Origin of the sequence: Rhizobium mongolense USDA 1844 (assembly GCF_000419765.1) — a bacterium.
Lineage (GTDB): Bacteria > Pseudomonadota > Alphaproteobacteria > Rhizobiales > Rhizobiaceae > Rhizobium > Rhizobium mongolense.
Genome location: NZ_ATTQ01000035.1, coordinates 1 through 20,326 on the forward strand (window position 1 = coordinate 1; position 20,326 = coordinate 20,326).

The following is a 20,326-nucleotide window of genomic DNA, read 5'->3' on the forward strand; positions in this document are numbered from 1 at the left end:
TGGAAGGCGAGGACGGCTACCAGCTGATCTGGTCCCGCCCCAACCGGGACTAAGATCCCGGCAATCGGCCCCGCCGCACAGGCGGGGCCGAACTGACAGCATTTACAACAATGCTGTAAATGCTGGATTTCTGTCTATACAGACGCTATAGTCGCGTTGCATAGACATCCATGGAGATCAGCATGCCCCGTACCGGTGGTTCCTATTCGACAAGCGATCTTTCCCGGAAATCCGGCGATATCATCGCCGAGGCGTTGCGCCATCCGGTCACGATCACGCAACGCAACAAACCGCGTCTCGTTCTTCTTAACATCGATGACTACGAACGGCTGATGCGGCAATCCGATGCTCGTACAGTCGGCAGGATCGAAACCATGCCGCGCGAACTGCTCGACGAATTCGAGGCCGCGGTCGACGCCTATGCGGAGACCGACGAGGCCAGCCTATGAGCGGCTATGACGACATCCGAACCGCGACGGTCATCCGTTATCCCTATCTATGGGCGAGGGAGGCCGGCAAGGGCGAGACTGAGGGCCGTAAGGATCGCCCGGTTGCCGTTGGCGTGAGGCTTCCCCGACCTGACGGTGATCTGGTTCTGTTTTTCCCGATCACCACGAAACAGCCGGAGAAGGCTCGTTTCGCCGCGGAAATACCCGCCATCGAGAAACGGCGGGCCGGCCTCGATGCAGATCTACGGCTCTGGATCATCCTCGATGAATTCAACAGCGATATCGTCGGTCGCTCCTTTTACCTTGAGCCAGAACCACCCATCGGTCGGTTCAGCAAGGCCTTCTTCCTTCCCCTTCTCCGCGAGTTCATCGCGCGCCGCAAGTCGCTTAGCGAGATCAGCCGGTCCAGATAGTGCCCGGTAATTTGGCCCCGCCGGAGCGGCGGATAGGGCCGGACCTCAGTCTCGACCGGGAGGAACCACGTGAAGGAGTGGCAGGGCCGCTTTTCCGATCTGTCCAATGAGGTTGTGGCGAGCGAAGCCGCTTGATGTTGGGGCGCCTGCATGACAACGCCAGGCCAGTCCGGGGGTTGCTCGGCCCTGTCCGGCCAGCAAATCATCAATGGCAGGCGATGAGGGCATATGCACGGGTCTTTCTGCGGGATCTGCTGCGGCGTGGAACGGCCATGACGGTGGACCGACGGGAGCGGGTCGTCGCCCCACTTTTTCGGGGCGATCACATCCGGTGACGAGAGCCAGCAATATCGTGTTCCTTCCCCCGGTCTCGCTGGCCAGCCCTTCTGCGGGCTCGATGAGACATGTCTGATCGAAGAGCGGCTTTGCCTCGATCGTTTTCCCGCAACGGCCATCCGCAACTTTCTTCCCCTGCGAACTGCGTTCGCATTCCCCGCGGAACAAGAAAGCCGCTTCCGGCCGCCCTCCATTTCATTACGGCCCTACGGGGGCGGTCCGATCGTCCCCGATCCTTGCGACAGCCATCGAGATCCTATGAGGATGGGCGGTGCCCTGCTTTGATGTGGTGGAGGTTGTTGCCATTTCGAAAAGGAGCAAGACAATGGTGCAAGCGCAGACGATGGATAATGCAGCACACAAGAACCTGAACGCGATCTTCGTTTCTGTAGAGCTGAGCAAGAAGACGTGGCTGATCACCTCAATTTCCCCGGGCGCTGGNTGGAAGGCGAGGACGGCTACCAGCTGATCTGGTCCCGCCCCAACCGGGACTAAGATCCCGGCAATCGGCCCCGCCGCACAGGCGGGGCCGAACTGCCGTTCTCATGAAGCCGAAGACGGGCATCGAACCCGCCTTCGGCTTTCGGGTGCCATACGGAGAGGTGGGGTCTGCTCATATCGAGCCAATCGTGTCGTGGAGCCAGACCAGCCTCAAGGACTCCGCCGCTGGCGGTCGCTTGCGCGATCCTTGACCCCGACCCGCCACCACGCCGGCGGGCGTCATCTTTCACAAACATCAAGGAGATGACGACAATGACTATCGAACAGCAAATCAGTGAACTGCGTGCCGAGCTAAACGCCTGCGTCGAGCCCGCCGAGCGTCGTCAGCTCGAAGCCGAACTCGAAATCGCCCAAGCCGAGCTGATCGTGGCGCTGGCCGTACAGGACGGCTCCATCGACGCCGAGCCGCCCTTCTGAGGGCGGCATATCACCAGCGCTGGGGGAATGCTTGCATCCCGTGGCGGAGAGGAGCGTTCCGCTGCCGCTCACCTTTCGACCTCCTGTCATCGACCATAGGGGATGTTGCATCCCGTACCTCGGGCGACAACCTGCCGCCGCCAGAATTTTCCCCGCCGCATTGCAGCTCCTCGCGCACCAAAATTCAGGCGCCGGCAGGTCCTCCACTGCCCTTTTCGGCCTTTCAGGTGCGCTCTTCCTTTCCGGTCTGCCGACTATCCCCGCGATATCAGCATTTCCAAAGGAGAAACCATCATGCAACAGCTCGCTCAGTTCCTTACCGCCACCGGCCGCCGGCTCCGCGTCCTCGGCAAGGTGATCTGTCACTTCTTCCGCAAGGGGAAACTCGGCCTCAAGCTCGCCATCAAGATCCCGTTCTTCATCGAGATCGAGGCGTCGTTCGAGACCGACTGGAACCGGCGCGAATGACGTGCAACTTGGGGCCGCTTCGGCGGCCCCGGCTTCGGCCATCTGCGACACTGAAGGCAATCCGGATCAGCTTTGCAAACACCGGAGAGCTGTTTTTGGCCGATAGCCGCGAGCACGCTTCTGTTTCACCAGATCGAGGAACAATCGCACCGCCTCCTCCTCGCGTTCGAAAACATGCTGTTTCTCCTGCCCGCGTTTACCGATCCGTCCCCATCGCCGGATCAGGCACGCCTCTCCGAACATTGTCTGCCCGATCTCTATGGCGTAATAGCGCGCCATGTTCTTCGCCGGATCCACTCGTTCGATATAGAGATGGTAGCGTTGCGTAGTCATGCTCGCATCATCGTCAAGCGCAATGGACACGTCCAACGACATATGTGAATCGAACAATTGCGACCGATTCATTTCAGTGAAGAATGGTGCTTGGGCCAGGCGCCGATGGCGAACGGCTCTAGTCGCGGTGCGACCGGAGCCCGCAAGCGGTCTCCGCCGATCCCGGTTGCGATCCTCTCGTGGCAAGAAGCCTGCCCGCGCCCGAAATCGTCGTTGGGAGATTGCCGGAACGTCGATGGCCAGCAGAGCTGGCAAGCGGTCGCGTCCTTTAGGGACGCGGTTCTATCTCTCTCTGATTGTCATTTTGCACCCGCCGTTCCGGCGTCAAGGACATCGCGACCCTCCAATTTTTCCTGCGCCGCGGGCGGCATAAAAAACCGGTTCCTCCGCTCGCCGTGTGGCGCTTCCGCGGTCCCTGCCCCCTCACGCGCTACGGTGCGGACACCTTTCGTCAGAAAACGAAAAGGAGATCCTGATGACCACGCATGAACTCAATCCCATGGATGGAGAAGTCTCGAAGCTGCCGCCTCAACGGTCGGAAAATCTGTGTCGAAATTTCGATGCGGAAGTCCACCTTCCCACTGATATCTCACCTGAGTTTCTGTCCGCGGCGTTGCTCTAGGCGACCGGATCATCATCGCACATTTCGGCGGCGCCGAAATTTATCTCCCGTCCCGGTGGTCCGATAGACGCTGGCATATCGGCCTCGAGGACAGAGAGCCCTTCTTCGATCCCGCGGATTGAGGTCCAGACCATGAGCCATTCCAGCCGGATCGACCGGGCGGTACGGCTATGAAAAGGGGGCTCCGCCGCCCCTCTCAATCTCACCCAGCGAAGGAAGACCAAGCCCCTCCTTCAAGCTTCCTCCAATGGGGAACGGGACGGTTCCCTCCTTCCTTTCCCCAAACCCCTATCCCTCTCCCGTGGGGACAAACTGACGACTGGGCGTCACATGCCATCGCACCATCCGTGCCGCGCGCCATCCCACGATCGGGCGAGATGCTCGTCGATCAAAATCTGGCCGAGGGAATTGCCCGCACGAGATACGGTTCGTAGTTTCCGTCCATATTTGTCCTCGTCACGGAACCCGGCCGACAGCGAGAATTTTCCAGCGTTGAGCAGCATCAGCAGGCGGGATTTTGCCGCCTCGCCCTTGATCCGTTCAGCCTCGCACCGCGGTGGGCTGAGTTCAGGCGTGTCGATATCGGCAATACGAATCTTGTGCCCCTCAAACCAGAACGTATCGCCGTCGACGACGCAGTTCATCCGGCGGTTGTTGCCGCAGAACAGGAACGAGGCTGATAGCGTATCGTTGGAAGGCGCTTTGGCGAAGACGGCGATGTTGTCGAGGTGACCGTTGCGATCGAGGAACAACCAGCCGGCGACGCCGACCACCGCGGCCCAGACGATCGCAGTCGGTATGCCTCTGTCGCGACCCATACGATGACGATGTGACGTCGACTGCGGCGCATTGACGTCGGCGCGGTGGTTCCCGACCTTACGGTTCTTCCTGAACGGCGTTATGTTGTTCTTCGCCAATCTCTTCCCCCACTATGCCGATAGACGATACACCCGGTGTGGTTTCATCGGTCTTTGCCGGATCTATCGGATTCGAACTTTCCTTCTCGCCCCTACTCAGTGAACGAAGCCGATTCTCGCCGACGCATGCCTTCATATCGTCCCGCCGAAACCAGATGGCGCGACCGCATCGGAGAGGCGCATTACCTGCCGTGAAGACGATCTGCTCATCGGCCCGCATGCGTAGGACCTCATGCGGCTGGATCAGCGGCCTCGCGGCCAGTTGCTTCGAGCGCGTCCGTGACGATCCCTTCGAATGGAAGCTGCGGCTGACCTGATCGATCTCCACGGTCGTCGTGCCGCACCGCTTCGAAATGTAGTCCGCTGTTTCCGGATCATTGATCGCGGCAAAGGAAATCCAGCTCGCACTCTCGAACCATTTGCTCGCCGCGTCGCGTCCGCCATAGGTTTCACGCATCTGCCCGATCGACTGATAGATCACCGTCAGCGTGATGCCATACTTGCGGCCGGCGTCACGCGCGGTTTCCAGAATCCGCATGTAGCCAAGGCGGGCCACCTCGTCCAAAAGGAAAAGCGCTCGCCCCTTCATTTGTCCGTCGCGATTGTAGATGGCGTTCAGGAACGATCCGATGATGACGCGCGCCAGGCCCGAATGCGTCTCCAGCGTCTTCAGGTCGATGTTGATGAACACGTCAATATCGCCCCTTGCGAGTTCGTCGGTTGAGAAGCTCGAGCCGGAGACGAGAGCCGCATAGTGCGAATAGGAGAGCCAGTGGGTTTCCTTCACGGCATTGGCATAGACGCCACTGAAGGTTTCGGGGGTCATGTTGACAAAGGACGCGACATTTTCCTTCACGAAATCGGATTTCGAATTGCCGTGAATGCTCTGAAGCCGCTCGCGCAGTTTCGGCTCCGGCTCGGCGAGATTCTTGCGAACCTGCCGCAATGTCTGATGCTCTTTCTTCGTATGACCGGAAAGGCAGACATCGGCAATCAACGCGGTGAGAAGTTGCAGAGCAGATACGCGAAAAAAGTCGTCACGCACGCCGCGTGCGCCGCCGCTGTCGCTCATGATCCATGAGGCGACAGCGGCGATATCTTCTTCTTTCGTGCCGCCATGCCGCCCGATCCAGTCGAGGGCATTGAAGCCCGTGTCGCGAGTTCTGGGATCGAGGATACGGACGTCGCGTCCTGCGTTCGACCGGTGTTCGATTACCATGGGGGCGACTTCGTTTGACGGATCCAGCACGACCAGTGTGCCGCCCCATTTGAGCGCGGTCGGGATCGTCACCGACGTCGTCTTGAAGCCACCCGAACCGGCAAAGGCGATGCCGTGCGACGATCCGAAGGAGCCGTTGAAGCAGAGAAGCGGCGACTTGCCGCCGGCGCCCCACGTCTCCGCGCTGTCCGCCCGGAACGACTGCGCGGCCGTGCTGTCCTTGTCAACACGATAGCGCTCGCCGATGACAATGCCGCCGGCATCCGGAAAGAGCTTTCCGGCCTCCGTCGATTTCATCCACTCGGCTTCGCCATGCAGCGCGCGCCTGCCGCGAATGCGGCGCGGCTCCGATCGCCCAAACGCCGCATTACCGACAAGCGCGACGCGAAGGGCAAAGCCGGCCGACAGCAGCGTCGCCGCTGCGCCGATCATCGTTGCCGGGTCCGCATAGGAGAGCGCCGATCGAGCCGCTGGAGGCTGGCCCGCCAGTGAAGCAAGTCGCACGGTCTCGCGCAGTGCGGCGATCAGGATCGTTGCGCCGCTGCCGGCGACAACGCCCCATCCGGCGGGCTTGATATTCACTGAGCCGGCGCTCGCGAATAGAACGATGATGCCGATGGCGGCTGCCACGATATAGGGCAAGGCGATCCCGGCCCGACCGAGCATCAGCCGAGCTGCCTCGGTTTTCCCGAACCCGGATAGCCAATGTTCGGTCCCCGTCATGCCGATCGTGACAAGGATCATCAGCACGATGGGCGCCGTGACGAGCGCGATCTTATTCGCCGTCATTGCCGAAGGCCTCCGCTCCGATCGCGGCGAGCCGGGATCGCTCGCCTTCGTCGCCCTCGATGCGCCGTGCAATTTCGATCAGCGCCCCAAGGAGGAGCGTTCGTTTTTCGTATCGCAGGCCCGCCTTGACGATCAGGCCGCCGAGTTCGATCTTCTCCCGTGTATCCTTCTTGCGGGCGTCGGATGTCATCGTCCTGCCCATTCGCTCAAGCCTCGCGATCGCCGCCCGCAGCCGCGCCAGACGTGACCGGCGTGGTTTGTGCGCTTTCGCGACTATCCCCGTTGGCTTTTTTCCCTCCGGTCGAAACGCCCTTGCCTCCGCGAAACCGTTTCGCCAGTTCCTCGAACGCCGCCTGAAGCTCCCCTTCGTCGATCTCGATTTCCCCGAGGCCAGCCTTCAGCGCGATCCGGCCGATGCGCTCGGCCTCACGTGTTTCCGCTTGTCGCAGCTGGTCCTGAAGCCTGGCAATCTCTTCGCGGATTTTCGAGGATGGTTTCTTCATGTCCGATTGTCTCCTGGCTGAGAAAGCTTGTCTTTCGAAGCCAGTTTTTCGGACCGGAGTGCGGAACGCACTGCTGTGAATCCTACAATCGCCAACGGCGATGCTTTGGTGAATGATCCCGGCCGTTCCGAAGGAGCGGCTTCCAAGGGCGCAATTATACGTCGCTGACGCGACGCCCTTGCTGAGGCCCGGTCCGGGTCTCCCGTTTCCGACGAACATATTGATAACGTTCGCAACCGGGAAAGAACTCCGCCGTGGCCGTCCCTCACTTCTCCGTCAGCGTCGTCGCCCGCGGTTCCGGCCGCAGCGCAGTGCTGTCCGCGGCCTATCGCCATTGCGCGAAAATGGACTACGAGCGTGAAGCCCGGACGATCGACTACACTCGCAAGCAGGGGCTGCTGCACGAAGAGTTCGTTATCCCGGCAGATGCTCCGCAATGGCTGCGCGCCATGATCTCGGACAGGTCGGTGTCCGGAGCCTCTGAAGGGTTCTGGAACAAAGTCGAGGCGTTCGAGAAGCGATCGGACGCGCAGCTCGCCAAGGATGTGACGATCGCCCTTCCTATCGAGCTTTCTGCCGAGCAGAACATCGCTCTTGTCCGGGACTTCGTGGAACGGCACATCACCGCAAAGGGCATGGTCGCGGATTGGGTCTATCACGATGCCCCCGGCAATCCGCATGTGCATCTGATGACCACGCTCAGACCGCTGACCGAGGAAGGGTTCGGCACAAAGAAGGTCGCGGTGCTCGGCCCGGACGGCAATCCGATGCGAAACGATTCCGGTAAGATCGTCTACGAACTCTGGGCCGGAAGCGCCCACGACTTCAACGCGTTTCGCGACGGCTGGTTCGCCTACCAGAACAGGCACCTAGCCCTTGCCGGTCTCGACATCCGCGTCGACGGGCGGTCATTCGAAAAGCAGGACATAGAACTAACCCCGACCATCCATCTTGGTGTCGGCGCCAAAGCGATCGACCGCAAGGCGGAGCAAACCAAGTCAAAGACATCGGCATGGTCGCCAAAGCTCGAACAGCTCGAACTTCAGGAGGATCGCCGCGCTGAAAATACCCGCCGTATCCAACGCCGTCCCGAAATCGTCCTCGATCTAATCACGCGCGAAAAGAGCGTCTTCGATGAACGCGACGTCGCGAAGATCCTGTACCGCTATATCGATGATGCAGGACTGTTCCAAAGCCTGATGGTCCGGATCCTGCAGAGCCCGGAAACGCTCCGCCTCGATCGGGAGAGGATCGAGTTCGGGACAGGTATCCGGGCTCCGGCCAAATATACAACGCGGGAGCTGATCCGGCTCGAAGCCCAGATGTCCAACCGGGCAATATGGCTCGCTGCCCCGACTTCGCACGGCGTCCAGGAGAGCGTGCTCGAGGCCACCTTCGCGCACCATTCCCACCTGTCGGAAGAGCAGCGATCGGCGATCGCGCATGTCGCCGCAGGCGAGCGGATCGCTGCCGTCATCGGTCGCGCCGGAGCCGGTAAGACAACGATGATGAAGGCCGCGCGCGAAGCGTGGGAAGCAGCCGGTTATCGTGTGGTGGGTGGCGCTCTGGCGGGAAAGGCGGCCGAGGGCCTGGAGAAGGAGGCGGGCATTCAATCCCGCACGTTGTCGTCCTGGGAGCTGCGATGGAACGACGGCCGTAACCAGCTCGACAATAAGACTGTCTTCGTTCTGGACGAGGCCGGCATGGTATCGTCACGGCAGATGGCGCTGTTCGTCGAAGCGGTGACCAAGGCCGGCGCCAAGCTCATTCTCGTCGGCGATCCGGAACAATTGCAGCCGATCGAAGCGGGTGCGGCCTTCCGCGCCATCGCCGATCGGATCGGCTATGCCGAACTCGAAACCATCTACCGCCAGCGCGAACAATGGATGCGTGACGCATCGCTCGATCTTGCCCGCGGCAATGTCGCTAAAGCGGTCGATGCCTATCGCGCTAATGGTGGACTGCTCGGGTCTGAGCTCAAGGCGCAGGCCGTCGACAATCTGATCGCCGACTGGAACCGCGACTACGATCCGGCGAAGACGACGTTGATCCTTGCGCATCTGCGCCGCGATGTCCGGATGCTCAACGAGTTGGCTAGAGTCAAACTCGTCGAACGCGGGATCGTCGCTGAGGGTTTTGTATTCATGACCGACGATGGTAACCGCAGGTTCGCCGCCGGCGACCAGATCGTCTTCTTGAAGAATGAGGGCTCGCTCGGCGTCAAGAACGGCATGATCGGCAAGGTGGTCGAAGCAGCCCCGAACCGCATTGTTGCCGAGGTCGGTGAGGGCGAACATCGTCGCCAGGTCACCGTCGAACAGCGTTTCTACAACAATGTCGATCACGGCTACGCCACCACGATCCATAAAAGCCAGGGCGCAACGGTCGACCGTGTCAAAGTGCTGGCCTCGCTGTCGCTCGACCGCCATCTCACCTATGTCGCCATGACTCGCCATCGTGAGAACCTCGCCGTCTATTACGGCCGTCGATCCTTCGCCAAAGCCGGCGGGTTGATCCCGATCCTGTCGCGCAAAAACGCCAAGGAAACGACACTCGATTACGGGAAGGGTTCGCTCTATCGCCAGGCGCTGCAATTCGCCGAAGCGCGCGGTCTGCACCTGATGAATGTCGCCGGTATGATCGCCCGCGATCGTCTCGACTGGACCGTTCGGCAGAAACAAAAGCTTGCCGATCTTGGCGCCCGCCTAATGGCGATCGGCACAATCCTCAGCCTCGCTGACCGTATCACCAAATCGCCCCTCCCGAACGCCATCAAGGAGTCGAAGCCCATGGTATCAGGCATTTCCATCTTCCCGAAATCCATCGCGCATACCGTCGAGGACAAACTCGCGGCGGATCCTGGTCTCAAGAAACAATGGGAGGATGTGTCGACCCGCTTCCACCTCGTCTACGCCCAGCCGGAAAACGCCTTCAAGGCGGTCAACGTCGACGCTATGCTGAAGGACCAAGTCCTCGCCACACCGACGCTGGTGAAGATCGTGGGTGAACCGGAGAGTTTCGGCGCGCTGAAGGGCAAGGCGGGCGTGTTTGCAAACCGGTCCGACAAGCAGGACCGGGAGCGGGCGATCTCCAATGTGCCGGCACTGGCCCGCAATCTCGAACGCTATCTGCGCCAACGGGCCGAGGCCGAACGCAAGCACGAGGCAGCGGAACGCGCGGCCCGCCGACAAATCTCGATCGACATCCCGACGCTCTCTCCGTCCGCCAAACAAACGCTCGAGCGCGTGCGCGATGCGATTGACCGCAATGATTTTCCCGCCGGTCTCGAATATGCTCTTGCCGACAAAATGGTGAAGGCGGAATTGGAGGAGTTCGCCAAGGCTGTCTCAGAGCGGTTCGGCGAACGCACCTTCCTCGGCATCGCGTCGAAGGATGCGAGCGGAGAGACCTTCAAGTCGGTTACGGCAGGGATGAATCCCGCACAGAAGGCCGAGGTGCAAACCGCCTGGAACTCGATGCGGACCATCCAGAAGCTCTCCGCTCACGAGAGAACGACCGAGGCGCTGAAACAGGCCGAGACCTTGCGGCAGACGAAAAGCCAGGGGCTCTCCCTTAGATGATCCTCACAACCATGAGCCAGCGCACGACGCGCGCAAGAATTCGGCCCGTTGCAGCAATATTGTCGGCCGGGGCGTTGCTCTCATTTGCCTTGTTCATCGGAGGCGCCGCCGGCCCGTTGCGCATCAATATGACTCCAAGCGAACCGCTCGGCCTCTGGCGCGTCGTGGCGCTCGATCGGTCCACCGCCGTCGGTGATGTCGTCTTCATCTGCCCGCCGGAAAACGGCGCGATGCGCGAGGCTCGGAAGCGCGGCTATCTGCGCTCCGGTTTGTGCCCAGGTGGCGTTGCGCCGCTGATCAAGACGGTGATCGCCGTCGCGGGGCAGCAGGTAGCAAGCGGTGCCAGCGTAAGCGTGGACGGGCGGGTGGTTCCTTCTTCCGGTCTCGCCCAGCGAGATGGAAAGGGTCGTTCGCTGTCACCGTTTCCGAGCGGCGTCGTACCGCAGGGACAGGTCTTCCTACATTCTTCGTTCGCCGGCTCCTATGACTCCCGATACTTTGGTCCACTGCCCGTGTCCGGCATCCTCGGTCTGGCGCAGGAGGTGCTGACCTATGCGCCGTGACCATATTCATACCGCAGTGCTGACCTGCATCTCTGTCGCCGCAGGTTGGATCGGCTGGAGCGGCCAGGTCGTTCTTCTCCCGGTCGCACTGGCCTTTCCCGTCCTATGGGCTCTCGTGCCGAACCGAGCGGCGGCGGGGCTGGTCTCTGCAGGACATTTCCTGGCGGCCTCGCGCGGGCTGCCGCAGGGCGTTGCTGCTTTCTATTCGTCCGATCTATGGCCGGGTTTGTTGCTCTGGCTGGTAGCGTCTTTCAGTTTCGTCGGCGTCCACACAATCGTCTGGTCGGGCAGCGCGAGGCAGAAACCTCTCCGCTATCTGGCTGCCGCCATCTTGATGGCTTTGCCGCCACTCGGCATTACCGGATGGGCACATCCGATCACGGCCGCGGGCGTTCTTTTTCCAGGGTGGGGATGGTGGGGACTAGTTGCCACGACAGCCGGCCTGATCGGCCTCGTAGCCCGAATTCGGCCAGCTGTCGCGATCGCCTTGGCAGGCGCTTGGGCTTGGTCCGCCGCAACCTGGACCGATCCAGAATTACCTGACTCATGGCGCGGCGTCGATTTGGAAATGGGTGCTTCGCTTGGACGTGAAGCCGATCTTCCACGACAGCGTGACCTAATCGCAACGGTGCACAGTGCGGCTAACGATGGCGCCGGCTTCGTCGTCCTCCCGGAAAGTGCGTTGGGCTCCTGGACGCCCACCGTCGAGCGGCTATGGATCAAGGCTCTGGTCGGCAGCTCCCTGACGGTGATCGCCGGCGCTTCCGTTATCGACGCCGATGGCTACGACAATGTTCTTGTGGGGATGTCCGCCGGCGGCGGCCGCGTCCTATATCGTGAGCGAATGCCTGTTCCCGGCTCTATGTGGCGGCCGTGGCGGGGCGATAGCGAAGGCGCCCGGGCGGACTTCTTTGCAAATCCGGTTGTCGTCCTCGACGGTCGAAAGCTCGCACCCCTCATCTGCTACGAACAGCTTATTGCTTGGCCCGTCCTGCAGTCCATGTTGCACGATCCCGACGTCATCGTCGCTATCGGTAATGGCTGGTGGACCGCAAACACTTCGATCGTCGCCATCCAGCGCGCCAGCGTCGAGGCCTGGGCGCGTCTCTTCGCGAAACCGCTGGTCATGTCGTTCAACACCTGACTCTGGAGCCATCAATGCTCGACGCCGCGATGATTCAAAAATGCGCCGATCCCTCACTCACGCCTGCCATTGTCGAGCAATTCGTCCAGGCGGCCGGCTCACCTGATCCACTCGCAGTTACTGTCAAAACCGGCGGCCGGCTAATCCTTGTCCCAAAGGCAAAAACCCCGAACGAGGCGATGGGCCTTATCAGACAATATGTCGGCCAGGCCGCGGTTCGCGTCGGGATCACCCAGTTCCCGGCCGGCATCGGCATCAAGGATGTCTCTGAGATCAAGCCTGATCTCGTCGATGCTTGTGAGAATCTACGCTTGGGCACGGCGATGTTCGCCAAGGCTCTCCGCATCGTCACCAAATGGTACGGCAATCCCACCAACAAGGATGTCTTTCCGCAGATATTCGAGGATACCGTTTATGCGTGGAAGACCGGCGAGTTCGAGGGCGTGAGTGTGTTTCAAGGGGAGGAACCGGGAGCATCAGTGAAAATCGTTGTCCCACCAGACGTCGAAGAAGACCCGGAGAATGATGGCGGGCCAGCCTCTTCGAAGCTCAAAGACGCTGAAGAGAGTGAGAATGTCGGTGCAGCGGAGATGCGGATCGATTTATCCCGGATTGGCGGAAAATGAGGCTTTGTAAGACGGTTAGGCTTCCGGCAGCGAATAGCGCGTGAGAACCGCGTTATCCTCCTCGATGGTCGCTTCCATCACCTCGTTGACGAAATCTTTCACCCCTGCAAGCTCCTGCAGAATGAGATCAAATAGTTTTCTTTGCAGCGCGGGTAAGACCTGCGGCACGATAATAACGAGGCCCGCGTGCGACTCTTCTTTGGCGTAAAGTTTCCGGAAGTCGCGGGCGTTGTTCGTCACGAAGGTGAAATTTTCCTCGATAATCCGAGGCATGAGATCCTAGTCTGTTTCGCCACTTAATCCCAACCAATTGACGTGGAAACAGTCGTGGCCGTGACTTTGTGCCACGACCACAAGAGAGGTGTGAAGGCATTCATCGATCAGAAATTTCAAGAGGGCGTATCCAATGACTTTGGAACGCGCTCATTCCCAAGCCGCAGACGCTTTTCGGACTTCACCTTCAAGCCTAGATCCGAAAGTTTGCGCGGCCGTCCCCGAGCGGGATGTGCCGCTGTCCAGATGTCAGCAAGCTCCACCATTCGTCCGGTCAGCGAAGGATAGCCTTCGACAATTTCCTCAGTGTTCCCGCCTTGGGCTTTCATCGCGGCAATCATCCGTACTGGAACACGTGTCCCTTTGAAGACCGGTTCGCCGCCAAGGACGCCTTTCACGCTTTGAATGATTTTCTCAGCTTCCCTAAGTGCTTCGGCGCGCGCGGCCAATTGCTCCCTTGCCCGCGCGACGTCGACAATTAGATAGTCGTCTGCCCTTACGGTGTTGGCATCGGGGTGCTGGTCGATGGTATCGAATAGACGTTTGCGGCGCTCGGCAGACATGATCGATCCGACGCCATACCAGAGCTTCAAGCGAAGTAGATCCTCATCGGTAAGTGCTCGACCCTCGCTGGTGGACGGGCGAGTGGCGATGATCCGCTTGTCGATCGCATTGTGCACCGATTTTACAGCGATCTCACTGACAGCTGCGGCCTCGGCAGGCGTGTAGGCGCGTGAGGTAGTGGCCATAATCATTCTCCTTGAGAAGAATATATAAGGCAACCGACGGTCACCGTAAAGCTTTGATGTTCACTAGACCTATTCGACTTCGCGCCAAGAGGAGCCAATCAGCCTGATTTCGTCACAAGCTCGGCGGGGTCCACACCCAGCGCCGCGGCGATCTGGCCGAGCACGGTGACACTGGCCGAAACATCGGCGCGTTCGATCGCTCCAATATAGCGCGCGCTCAGGCCCGAGCGGTCGGCCAGTTCTTCCTGCGTCAGTTGCTTGCCATGACGTATCCGACGCAGATTGATCGCCATGATCTCCTTGAGATCCATGGCGTGAGCGGAACCTGAATGGGAATGATCGTTCTAGGAACGATAGTTCCGATTCCGCGCGCCATGTGATATTGCTCGTCGAGTCGATCATCCACTCCCTCCGGATACAGGGTGTATGATCTGCAAGACAGGCCGCGCACTTGTGGCCTAAACCATATTATGCGGACGAAGGCGTTGTTTCGCGCGGTGAGAAAATGAAGTTGGGGAGAAGCGGATGAACGATGTGAGCTCATTCGAAGCGAGCCACGAGAGAAACGAAAGCGAATCTCGCTACAGTTCAATGCAAAAGTCAGAATTAGAGGCACTGGCAGTTTCTGCGATCCGGGAACATCGCCGCCTTCTCGCCGCCGACGAAGCTGTCTATGAGGAATGGAACCGCGGGACTGCCGACCCGTCGGTCTCCAGCGCCGTGCTCAAGAGCCTGCAAGACGAGCATCTCGCGCGTCAGAAGAAATCTGAAGCCCAGCAGGAAGAGCTTTCGGAAATCATCGACGCGCTAGGCTATGTCCCTGATGTTCCCTTGGATGGCGAAGAATGACGATCAGACCAGCCCGTGATCTTTTGCGATCGCTACGAGTTGCGGAACGGTCGCCGCTTCGAGCTTTCGACGTGCGCTGTCGAGATAGTGCTGCACTGTTCTCGCGTTGATTCCCGTTAGCATTGCAGTTTCCGGCCCATTCTTGCCCTTTGCAGCCCACATGAGGCACACCGCTTCTCTTGGCGAGAGGAGCCGCTTCGGGGCAACAATCGTCGCCGCCGCTATGATCTTCAGGCGGTAATGGATCGCCATGACCGCCTGAATCGCTTTTTGCCTGTCCTGCAACTTCGAAATATCAGCTTTCTTCTCAGAAGAGGCGAACGTCAGCATCATCGTGGAGCCGAAGCTTCCTTCGACAGGGATCGTCACCCCGCTGCGAATGCCGTATTCGATCGCCTGGTCTCGAAAGCGCTTGAGTTCGGAGTTTCCACGCGCTGGCCAATCATCGGCCGTCCAGGAAAACATCTGCATGCGACGCTTGGCTTCCGTCACCACTGGGTCGATGCGGGAATATTGACTGACGAGATAGATGTCCTGCCATCCGACGGGATAGGAGTTGAATGTGCGGATTTCAGCGCCTGCGGTTTGCAGATACGCGAAACGCTCAAAGCCGGAAGAGATCGCGAAGCTTTTCAAGGCGCTTTTGATCATGCGTTCATCGTGCGCGGCCTCTGCCATGTCGATGAGAGAGCGAAGGTCTGCGTCCAATGACTTTTCTCCTATGTTCTTGCGCAGCTGCGAGCCGCCCCACCCGTCGCACCTTTCACGCCGTGCTGGGTGAACGGTGCCGACGTTTGGCCGGCCGGAGCCACTTGGGACATCGGACGACGGCCGGGAAAACTCCGCACTCATCCCTTCCGAATGAAAGCGCGGACAGCGTCTACGCAAAGCATCCACCGTCGTTGGACGATAGGTCTACTCGCGTTTTCCGAGTATTCAAGGCCTCTCGATCTAAAACATGACGAATAATGAGAGATTTTCCAACGGGTGATTGTTGCGGAAGATTCAACCACCGCAACGAAAGAGCGGCGGGCTCAGATTTCCGTGATTAGCGGCCGTCGTGGGTGGACGGAAAAATGATATCCTGATCGACCAGCACGTTGAACTTGTAGCCGGGTCGGATGCGGATTGTCGGCTGTACGTTCAGGTTCTTAGAGATCGTTCGTTCCGCAACGCGACCGAAGCTATCCGCAAAATTTCGTCTGGCAGCGTCCGACGCCGTATCTTGCGTCGCAAGCGTCGAACTCTCAGGCAACGACATATCGATCCCTGTTCCGATGATCGCCACCAGCGCTGCGGAACCGAAGGTCCTCCAGAGATGACGATCGACCTTGTCCCGGAAGCCGCCATATCCTTCGGCGTCCGTGCCGGCCATCCCGCCGATCTGCAAAGTCGAGCCGTTCGGGAAAATCAGATCTGTCCAGACGACGAGAACACGTTCCTGGGCAAATGACACCTTGGAATCGTAACGGCCGAACAGCTTTGCGCCCTGCGGGATGAGAAGGCGATAGCCGGTGGCGCTGTCGTAGACATTCTGGCTGACCTGCGCGGTAATGCGTCCCGGCAGGTCGGAATTGAGGCCGGTGATCAATGTGGCGGGGATGACCGAACCGCGCTTCAATTCAAAGGGCGACATCTGCGGTACGACCTGGTTCGGCAGGTAGCCAAGATCCCTGATATCTTGATTGAAAAAATCCTCCTTCGTGGTCTGGCCGTTCTGATCGACGTTCTGACCCATCAGGCCGGATTTCATCGCCGCAGCATAAAGATCTGATGCATTGTTCGTCGGCGCATTTGTCGTCTGACGGCCCGTGTTCGTGTCTGCTGCCTTTTCGAAATCGGACACGTCTACCTTCAGCGGCGAATCGAGCGCCGTAGCGCGGGCCTGAAGGCGGGCCATCCGCTGGCGCTGGGCCTCACGGATATATTGTTCATCCTGTTCTCGCTTCAGGCGCGCCTTCCACTCCTCTTCGGATTCGAGCCTGGTCCGCCGTTCTTGCCGTTCTGTGGGCCGGCGTTCAACAACCGGTTCTTGCCTATCGGCCTTCTGCTCAATAACAGGCGTCGGCTGGAAATCCTCGCGCTCAACCGGATCGCCGATAATTCCATCCGATATACCCCGTTTAAGTTGGTCGCCGAAACTTGTCGCAGGCGTGTTGGAGGCGCTTTCGATGTCGTTGCCACGGTTGAAGGAGAGCCCGCGCCATGACAGGCCAATCACGACGACGCCTAAGAACAGCACGATGACGATGATGGCAACGATGATCGGCAGGCGATTGAGGCGGCGCATACCCTTCTGATCATTGGCCTGGTTGGACGCGCCAAGCTGGAGCGATTGGATCATATCCTCCTCCGTCAGTTGCGCTGCATGATCGAAAGCGGACTAGCCGGTACAGCACCCACCGCAATCGGCGTATAAGCACGGCTAAGCGCGATAGAAGGCGTTGAAAGCCGTGCCAGCACCTGTCCGTCGAAGCCATCGACTGCATAATCAAGCACGACCAGCTTGATGTCCTTGGCGACTTTGCCGTCTGTGGCAACGGTGTAGCCCCATCCCTTCAGGGCGGCCTCGAGGGCGGTAGCGAACTCGGATGTGTCCTTGTCTATCTTGATCGTCGTCGCACTACCGGCTGGGCCAATTTGCTCGGCGAGCCGGCTTGCCATATCGCCGGCAATGGCGCTTGCGGCCGGTCTGGTGACGGCTACTGGGGTTGAGTTGGTGGTCAGCGTGTTGTCAGCTGTTTGGCAACCGGAAAGCAGCGCCGCGGCGACGATAAAGGTGAGAAGCTTCCACATCGTTCAGCCTCCCCGCCGGATGGTGATCTTCTGTTGCCGCCAACCGATCCCGGAAACGAGGATCGCCTTGTCGACCGCATAGTCGATGATCATTGTGTCGTTCTTCATTCGGTAGTTGACGATGCGGTTTTGGCCGCCGGAGACGACGAAGAGCACCGGCGCATCCTGACCGGAGATCGACTTCGAAAACTGAATGTAGGTCTTCATCCCGTCCGAATAGACTCGCTCCGGCTTCCAAGACGCGCGGCCGCTGATCGAATAGGAGAAGTTCAGCTTGTCCGGCGCTGTGCCCCGAATGCCGCCGGTTTCGAGACGGGCGTTAATGTCGGCGAGCTTGGTCGACACGTCCTCCGGATATTCGAAACCAACGCGCGCCATATACTGGCTGGGATGGGATTTGAGCTGGATGTGATAGGTCCGACGGGACGTCGTGACGACCATCGAGGTCAGAAGACCTGGCTCCGACGGCTTGACGATCAGATGGATCGCCTGTCCACCCGTCGCGCCCGAGGTCGCGGGCTCCACCTTCCAGCGCACGGTGTCACCGACAAGGACATCGCGAACGATCTCGCCGCCCTGCAACTCGATATCGCAGACCTGCAGCGGCGAGCAGACGACGGAGGGCTGCGTTTCGCCGAACAGGAAGATGACTTTCCCATCCGGCCCTTTCGTGACCAGACCCGGCGTGCCGCGCCATTTGCCCGAAAGGTTTGTGCCCTTCACCTCGTTCGTCGTCATGCTCTGCGCCTGCGCGCCGACCACAAAGACGAGTCCGGCCATGCAGCCCATCGCTGTGAATAATCCTGTTCTGTGCATGTGAGCTTCCTGCCCTTAAAGCTGCGCCGTCCAGTCGAAATCCTGGACATAGAGACCGATCGGGTTGACGCGGATTATCGCCTCGTCCTGCGGCGCGGTCAGCGTCACCGTTGCGATCGCGCGGAACCGGCGCGTGCCGATTTCCTTGCCCTTGCGGTCGCGCTCATATTCCGTCCAGTCGATCTGGTAGGTTTGGTTCGAGAGCGCCACGATGTTGTTGACCTCGATGGCGACCGTCGAAGTCTTCGCCTTCTCGAAGGGCGAGTTGCCGCGGAACCAGGCGTTGATCTTCTGGGTCGACGGATCCGAGGTTCGCAGCAGCGCGTAGGTCCGGTCGATATATTGCTTCTGCACCACGGCGTCGGGCGTGATTGAACGGAAGCTGGTGATGAAATTGCCGAGGGTGGCGCGCACCACACGCGCATCGGCATACTCAATCTGCTCGGGGAAGCCGGCCGTCACCGACGTTCCGAGTTTGTCGACCTCGACAATGTAGGGCACCAGCTTGACCTGGGTGCTGAGGTACATAGCGTAGCTGAACCCGATGACGGCCATCGCGAGCCCAAGAATGCCGACGATGCGCCAAGCGGCGGCAGCCTGCACATGGGAGCCATAGCGTTCGGACCATTCCTGGCGGGCGGCAAGATACGGGTTTTCTGGGGCGCGGTTTGCGGCCATCTATACTTCCCTTGTCTCGATTACGGTTTGTCATTGTGTTCGGGAGGAGGCTTTGGTCCGCTATGGCCACTGCGCTGTTCGTCGAGCTTGGCGTTCGCCAGTCCGAGGATCGAACCGGCATAAGCGCCGGGAGAGCCGATCGCCTTTTCCTTCGCGGCCGACCCCGCCGCTTGCGCGCCGGAACTGAAGCCCGCACCTATGCCGCGAAGAGCGGCACCAGCGACCGAGGAACCTGCGGCGCGAGCAGCTTGAGCCGCTGCAAAACCCGCGCCGGCCGCGCCGGCGGCGAGGAAGCCCGCCCCTGCCGCGAAAGATGCAGCCTGCCCGCCGTGGCGGATCGCTTCCATTCCTCCGGAGACGGATGCGCCTTGAACGACACCCTGCATTATGTTGGGAACGTACATGGCGATGATGAAGACGACGACGGCGATGCCCGCGATTGCCAGTGCGGTTTGAAACTGGTCGCCGATATCGGGCTGATTGGCGAGGCCTATTAGAACTTCGGAGCCGATGCGCGAGATCATGACGAGTGCCATGAGCTTCATCCCGACCGAGAAAGCGTAGATCAGATACCGGACAGCGAAATCCTTGGTGTAGGACGAACCGCCGAGGCCAAGCATGATCATGCCTGCGAGGAGTCCGACATACATTTCGACCATCACGGAGACGAAGATCGCGGCAACCAGCGAAAAGGCGATCACGGTGACGACCATCGCAAACGCGGCCGAGATTGCGAGCGCGTTATCCTCGAAAAGGCCAAACTGAACCTTTTCCGACATCTTGGTTGCTACAGCCAATCCGGCATTGAAGACATCAGCCGGTGAGGCTGTGCCGCCATCTGCGCCGAGCTGGAAGAGGCTGTCGACGACCGCCTTGGCGAAGATCGGACCCTGCGCCAGAACGAAGGCGAAGAAGCCAACGAACATGATCCGCCGCGCAAGTTCGGCGAACCAACTGTCAAGAGAAGCGGCCTGGAGTGCCAACCAGACTGCCGCGATACCGATTTCGATCGTTGCCAGGATCCAGAAGAGAGACTTGGCGGCGTCCATGACGGTGGTTTCCCACCCTTTCGCGGCCGAAGCGACCTGGTTCTGAAGCGAGGTCAGGACAGAGCCTTCCTGTGCAAGGGCGGGCTGAGCCGCCACCGTGACGATGACGGCGAGCAGCATTGCCACGCGCAATTGCCGAAGCGACATTATGTTCCTCACCATTCTGGCTTCATCTTCTGGCCGTCGGAGGTCGGAAACTCCTTGGTCGTCCAAAGAACTCTTCGTGCCGTTCCTG

25 protein-coding genes are annotated in these 20,326 nt (G+C 59.9%); 10 read left to right on the forward strand and 15 right to left on the reverse strand.

The features are described from left to right. Positions 1-182: 182 nt before the first annotated feature. The 4 genes from A3C3_RS0133690 to A3C3_RS46340 all read left to right on the forward strand — a co-directional run bounded on the left by A3C3_RS0133690 (position 183) and on the right by A3C3_RS46340 (position 2,584). Positions 183-449: a type II toxin-antitoxin system prevent-host-death family antitoxin gene (locus A3C3_RS0133690; RefSeq protein ID WP_022718924.1), complete on the forward strand. Its 267-nt coding sequence runs from the start codon at positions 183-185 to the stop codon at positions 447-449. Further along, positions 446-862: a hypothetical protein gene (locus tag A3C3_RS0133695; RefSeq protein ID WP_022718925.1), complete on the forward strand. Its 417-nt coding sequence runs from the start codon at positions 446-448 to the stop codon at positions 860-862. Before A3C3_RS0133690 ends, A3C3_RS0133695 begins: the two co-directional genes overlap by 4 nt. Before the next feature lie 1,089 nt (positions 863-1,951). Beyond that, positions 1,952-2,116, forward strand: coding sequence for a hypothetical protein (locus A3C3_RS46335; RefSeq protein ID WP_167521882.1), 165 nt, complete (start codon positions 1,952-1,954; stop codon positions 2,114-2,116). Positions 2,117-2,410: 294 nt separating this feature from the next. Then, positions 2,411-2,584, forward strand: coding sequence for a hypothetical protein (locus A3C3_RS46340; protein WP_022718927.1), 174 nt, complete (start codon positions 2,411-2,413; stop codon positions 2,582-2,584). A 66-nt stretch (positions 2,585-2,650) separates the two neighbouring features. On the opposite strand, the gene A3C3_RS0133715 is transcribed toward A3C3_RS46340, so the two are convergent. Then, positions 2,651-2,959 (reverse strand): WGR domain-containing protein, encoded by a 309-nt coding sequence (locus A3C3_RS0133715; protein WP_028740227.1) that lies wholly within the window; start codon positions 2,957-2,959, stop codon positions 2,651-2,653. 433 nt (positions 2,960-3,392) lie between these two features. Between A3C3_RS0133715 and A3C3_RS47540 the strand changes: the two genes are divergently transcribed. Further along, a complete protein-coding gene (locus A3C3_RS47540) occupies positions 3,393-3,539 on the forward strand; it encodes a hypothetical protein (RefSeq protein WP_233450484.1) in 147 nt (48 codons plus the stop codon). Between the two features lie 326 nt (positions 3,540-3,865). Here A3C3_RS47540 and A3C3_RS0133725 read toward each other — a convergent pair whose 3' ends face one another. The 4 genes from A3C3_RS0133725 to traC are packed head-to-tail and all read right to left on the reverse strand — an operon-like array spanning position 3,866 to position 6,967. Further along, the gene (locus A3C3_RS0133725; protein WP_183906905.1) at positions 3,866-4,357 is read right to left on the reverse strand and encodes a thermonuclease family protein; all 492 of its coding nucleotides are present in this window, start codon (positions 4,355-4,357) and stop codon (positions 3,866-3,868) included. 58 nt (positions 4,358-4,415) lie between these two features. Then, positions 4,416-6,464: a Ti-type conjugative transfer system protein TraG gene (gene traG / locus A3C3_RS40120; RefSeq protein WP_022718930.1), complete on the reverse strand. Its 2,049-nt coding sequence runs from the start codon at positions 6,462-6,464 to the stop codon at positions 4,416-4,418. After that, entirely contained in the window at positions 6,451-6,666 is a 216-nt protein-coding gene (traD, locus tag A3C3_RS0133735; protein ID WP_022718931.1) for a type IV conjugative transfer system coupling protein TraD, read from the reverse strand. The genes traG and traD overlap by 14 nt, the downstream gene beginning before the upstream one ends. A 4-nt stretch (positions 6,667-6,670) precedes the next feature. Then, positions 6,671-6,967 carry a conjugal transfer protein TraC gene (gene traC, locus A3C3_RS0133740; RefSeq protein WP_028740228.1) on the reverse strand — a complete coding sequence of 99 codons (297 nt, stop codon included), beginning with the start codon at positions 6,965-6,967 and terminating at the stop codon, positions 6,671-6,673. A gap of 254 nt (positions 6,968-7,221) precedes the next feature. Between traC and traA the strand changes: the two genes are divergently transcribed. From traA to A3C3_RS0133760, 4 genes are read left to right on the forward strand one after another with little or no spacing between them, the layout of a single operon-like run. Continuing rightward, positions 7,222-10,548, forward strand: coding sequence for a Ti-type conjugative transfer relaxase TraA (gene traA / locus A3C3_RS0133745; RefSeq protein WP_022718932.1), 3,327 nt, complete (start codon positions 7,222-7,224; stop codon positions 10,546-10,548). After that, positions 10,545-11,111: a conjugative transfer signal peptidase TraF gene (traF, locus tag A3C3_RS0133750; protein ID WP_022718933.1), complete on the forward strand. Its 567-nt coding sequence runs from the start codon at positions 10,545-10,547 to the stop codon at positions 11,109-11,111. The genes traA and traF overlap by 4 nt, the downstream gene beginning before the upstream one ends. Then, positions 11,101-12,255: a conjugal transfer protein TraB gene (locus A3C3_RS0133755; RefSeq protein ID WP_022718934.1), complete on the forward strand. Its 1,155-nt coding sequence runs from the start codon at positions 11,101-11,103 to the stop codon at positions 12,253-12,255. The genes traF and A3C3_RS0133755 overlap by 11 nt, the downstream gene beginning before the upstream one ends. A 14-nt stretch (positions 12,256-12,269) precedes the next feature. Continuing rightward, positions 12,270-12,881, forward strand: a complete 612-nt coding sequence (locus A3C3_RS0133760) for a TraH family protein (protein WP_022718935.1) — start codon at positions 12,270-12,272, stop codon at positions 12,879-12,881. Between the two features lie 15 nt (positions 12,882-12,896). Here A3C3_RS0133760 and A3C3_RS47545 read toward each other — a convergent pair whose 3' ends face one another. From A3C3_RS47545 to A3C3_RS0133775, 4 genes are all read right to left on the reverse strand, one after another. Continuing rightward, positions 12,897-13,121 carry a hypothetical protein gene (locus A3C3_RS47545; protein ID WP_233450481.1) on the reverse strand — a complete coding sequence of 75 codons (225 nt, stop codon included), beginning with the start codon at positions 13,119-13,121 and terminating at the stop codon, positions 12,897-12,899. A 39-nt stretch (positions 13,122-13,160) separates the two neighbouring features. Then, positions 13,161-13,235 carry a hypothetical protein gene (locus A3C3_RS48045; protein ID WP_425337565.1) on the reverse strand — a complete coding sequence of 25 codons (75 nt, stop codon included), beginning with the start codon at positions 13,233-13,235 and terminating at the stop codon, positions 13,161-13,163. A gap of 35 nt (positions 13,236-13,270) precedes the next feature. Next, positions 13,271-13,903, reverse strand: coding sequence for a DUF433 domain-containing protein (locus A3C3_RS0133770; protein ID WP_022718936.1), 633 nt, complete (start codon positions 13,901-13,903; stop codon positions 13,271-13,273). 98 nt (positions 13,904-14,001) lie between these two features. Continuing rightward, complete coding sequence (locus A3C3_RS0133775; RefSeq protein WP_022718937.1) at positions 14,002-14,214, reverse strand: helix-turn-helix domain-containing protein; 213 nt, start codon at positions 14,212-14,214, stop codon at positions 14,002-14,004. Between the two features lie 214 nt (positions 14,215-14,428). Here A3C3_RS0133775 and A3C3_RS0133780 point away from each other — a divergent pair, with 214 nt between their 5' ends. Next, the gene (locus A3C3_RS0133780) at positions 14,429-14,752 is read left to right on the forward strand and encodes a transcriptional repressor TraM (protein ID WP_022718938.1); all 324 of its coding nucleotides are present in this window, start codon (positions 14,429-14,431) and stop codon (positions 14,750-14,752) included. 3 nt (positions 14,753-14,755) lie between these two features. On the opposite strand, the gene A3C3_RS0133785 is transcribed toward A3C3_RS0133780, so the two are convergent. The 6 genes from A3C3_RS0133785 to trbL form a co-directional block, all read right to left on the reverse strand. Continuing rightward, positions 14,756-15,460 carry an autoinducer binding domain-containing protein gene (locus tag A3C3_RS0133785; protein WP_022718939.1) on the reverse strand — a complete coding sequence of 235 codons (705 nt, stop codon included), beginning with the start codon at positions 15,458-15,460 and terminating at the stop codon, positions 14,756-14,758. Positions 15,461-15,800: 340 nt separating this feature from the next. Continuing rightward, on the reverse strand, positions 15,801-17,096 hold the full coding sequence (trbI, locus tag A3C3_RS0133790) for an IncP-type conjugal transfer protein TrbI (protein ID WP_022718940.1): 1,296 nt from the start codon (positions 17,094-17,096) through the stop codon (positions 15,801-15,803). Between the two features lie 11 nt (positions 17,097-17,107). Continuing rightward, the gene (gene trbH, locus A3C3_RS0133795) at positions 17,108-17,548 is read right to left on the reverse strand and encodes a conjugal transfer protein TrbH (protein ID WP_022718941.1); all 441 of its coding nucleotides are present in this window, start codon (positions 17,546-17,548) and stop codon (positions 17,108-17,110) included. 3 nt (positions 17,549-17,551) lie between these two features. Continuing rightward, a complete protein-coding gene (gene trbG / locus A3C3_RS0133800) occupies positions 17,552-18,364 on the reverse strand; it encodes a P-type conjugative transfer protein TrbG (protein ID WP_022718942.1) in 813 nt (270 codons plus the stop codon). A 15-nt stretch (positions 18,365-18,379) separates the two neighbouring features. Continuing rightward, positions 18,380-19,042: a conjugal transfer protein TrbF gene (locus tag A3C3_RS0133805; RefSeq protein ID WP_022718943.1), complete on the reverse strand. Its 663-nt coding sequence runs from the start codon at positions 19,040-19,042 to the stop codon at positions 18,380-18,382. Between the two features lie 20 nt (positions 19,043-19,062). Further along, positions 19,063-20,253 carry a P-type conjugative transfer protein TrbL gene (gene trbL, locus A3C3_RS0133810; RefSeq protein ID WP_028740230.1) on the reverse strand — a complete coding sequence of 397 codons (1,191 nt, stop codon included), beginning with the start codon at positions 20,251-20,253 and terminating at the stop codon, positions 19,063-19,065. Positions 20,254-20,326 lie beyond the last annotated feature (73 nt).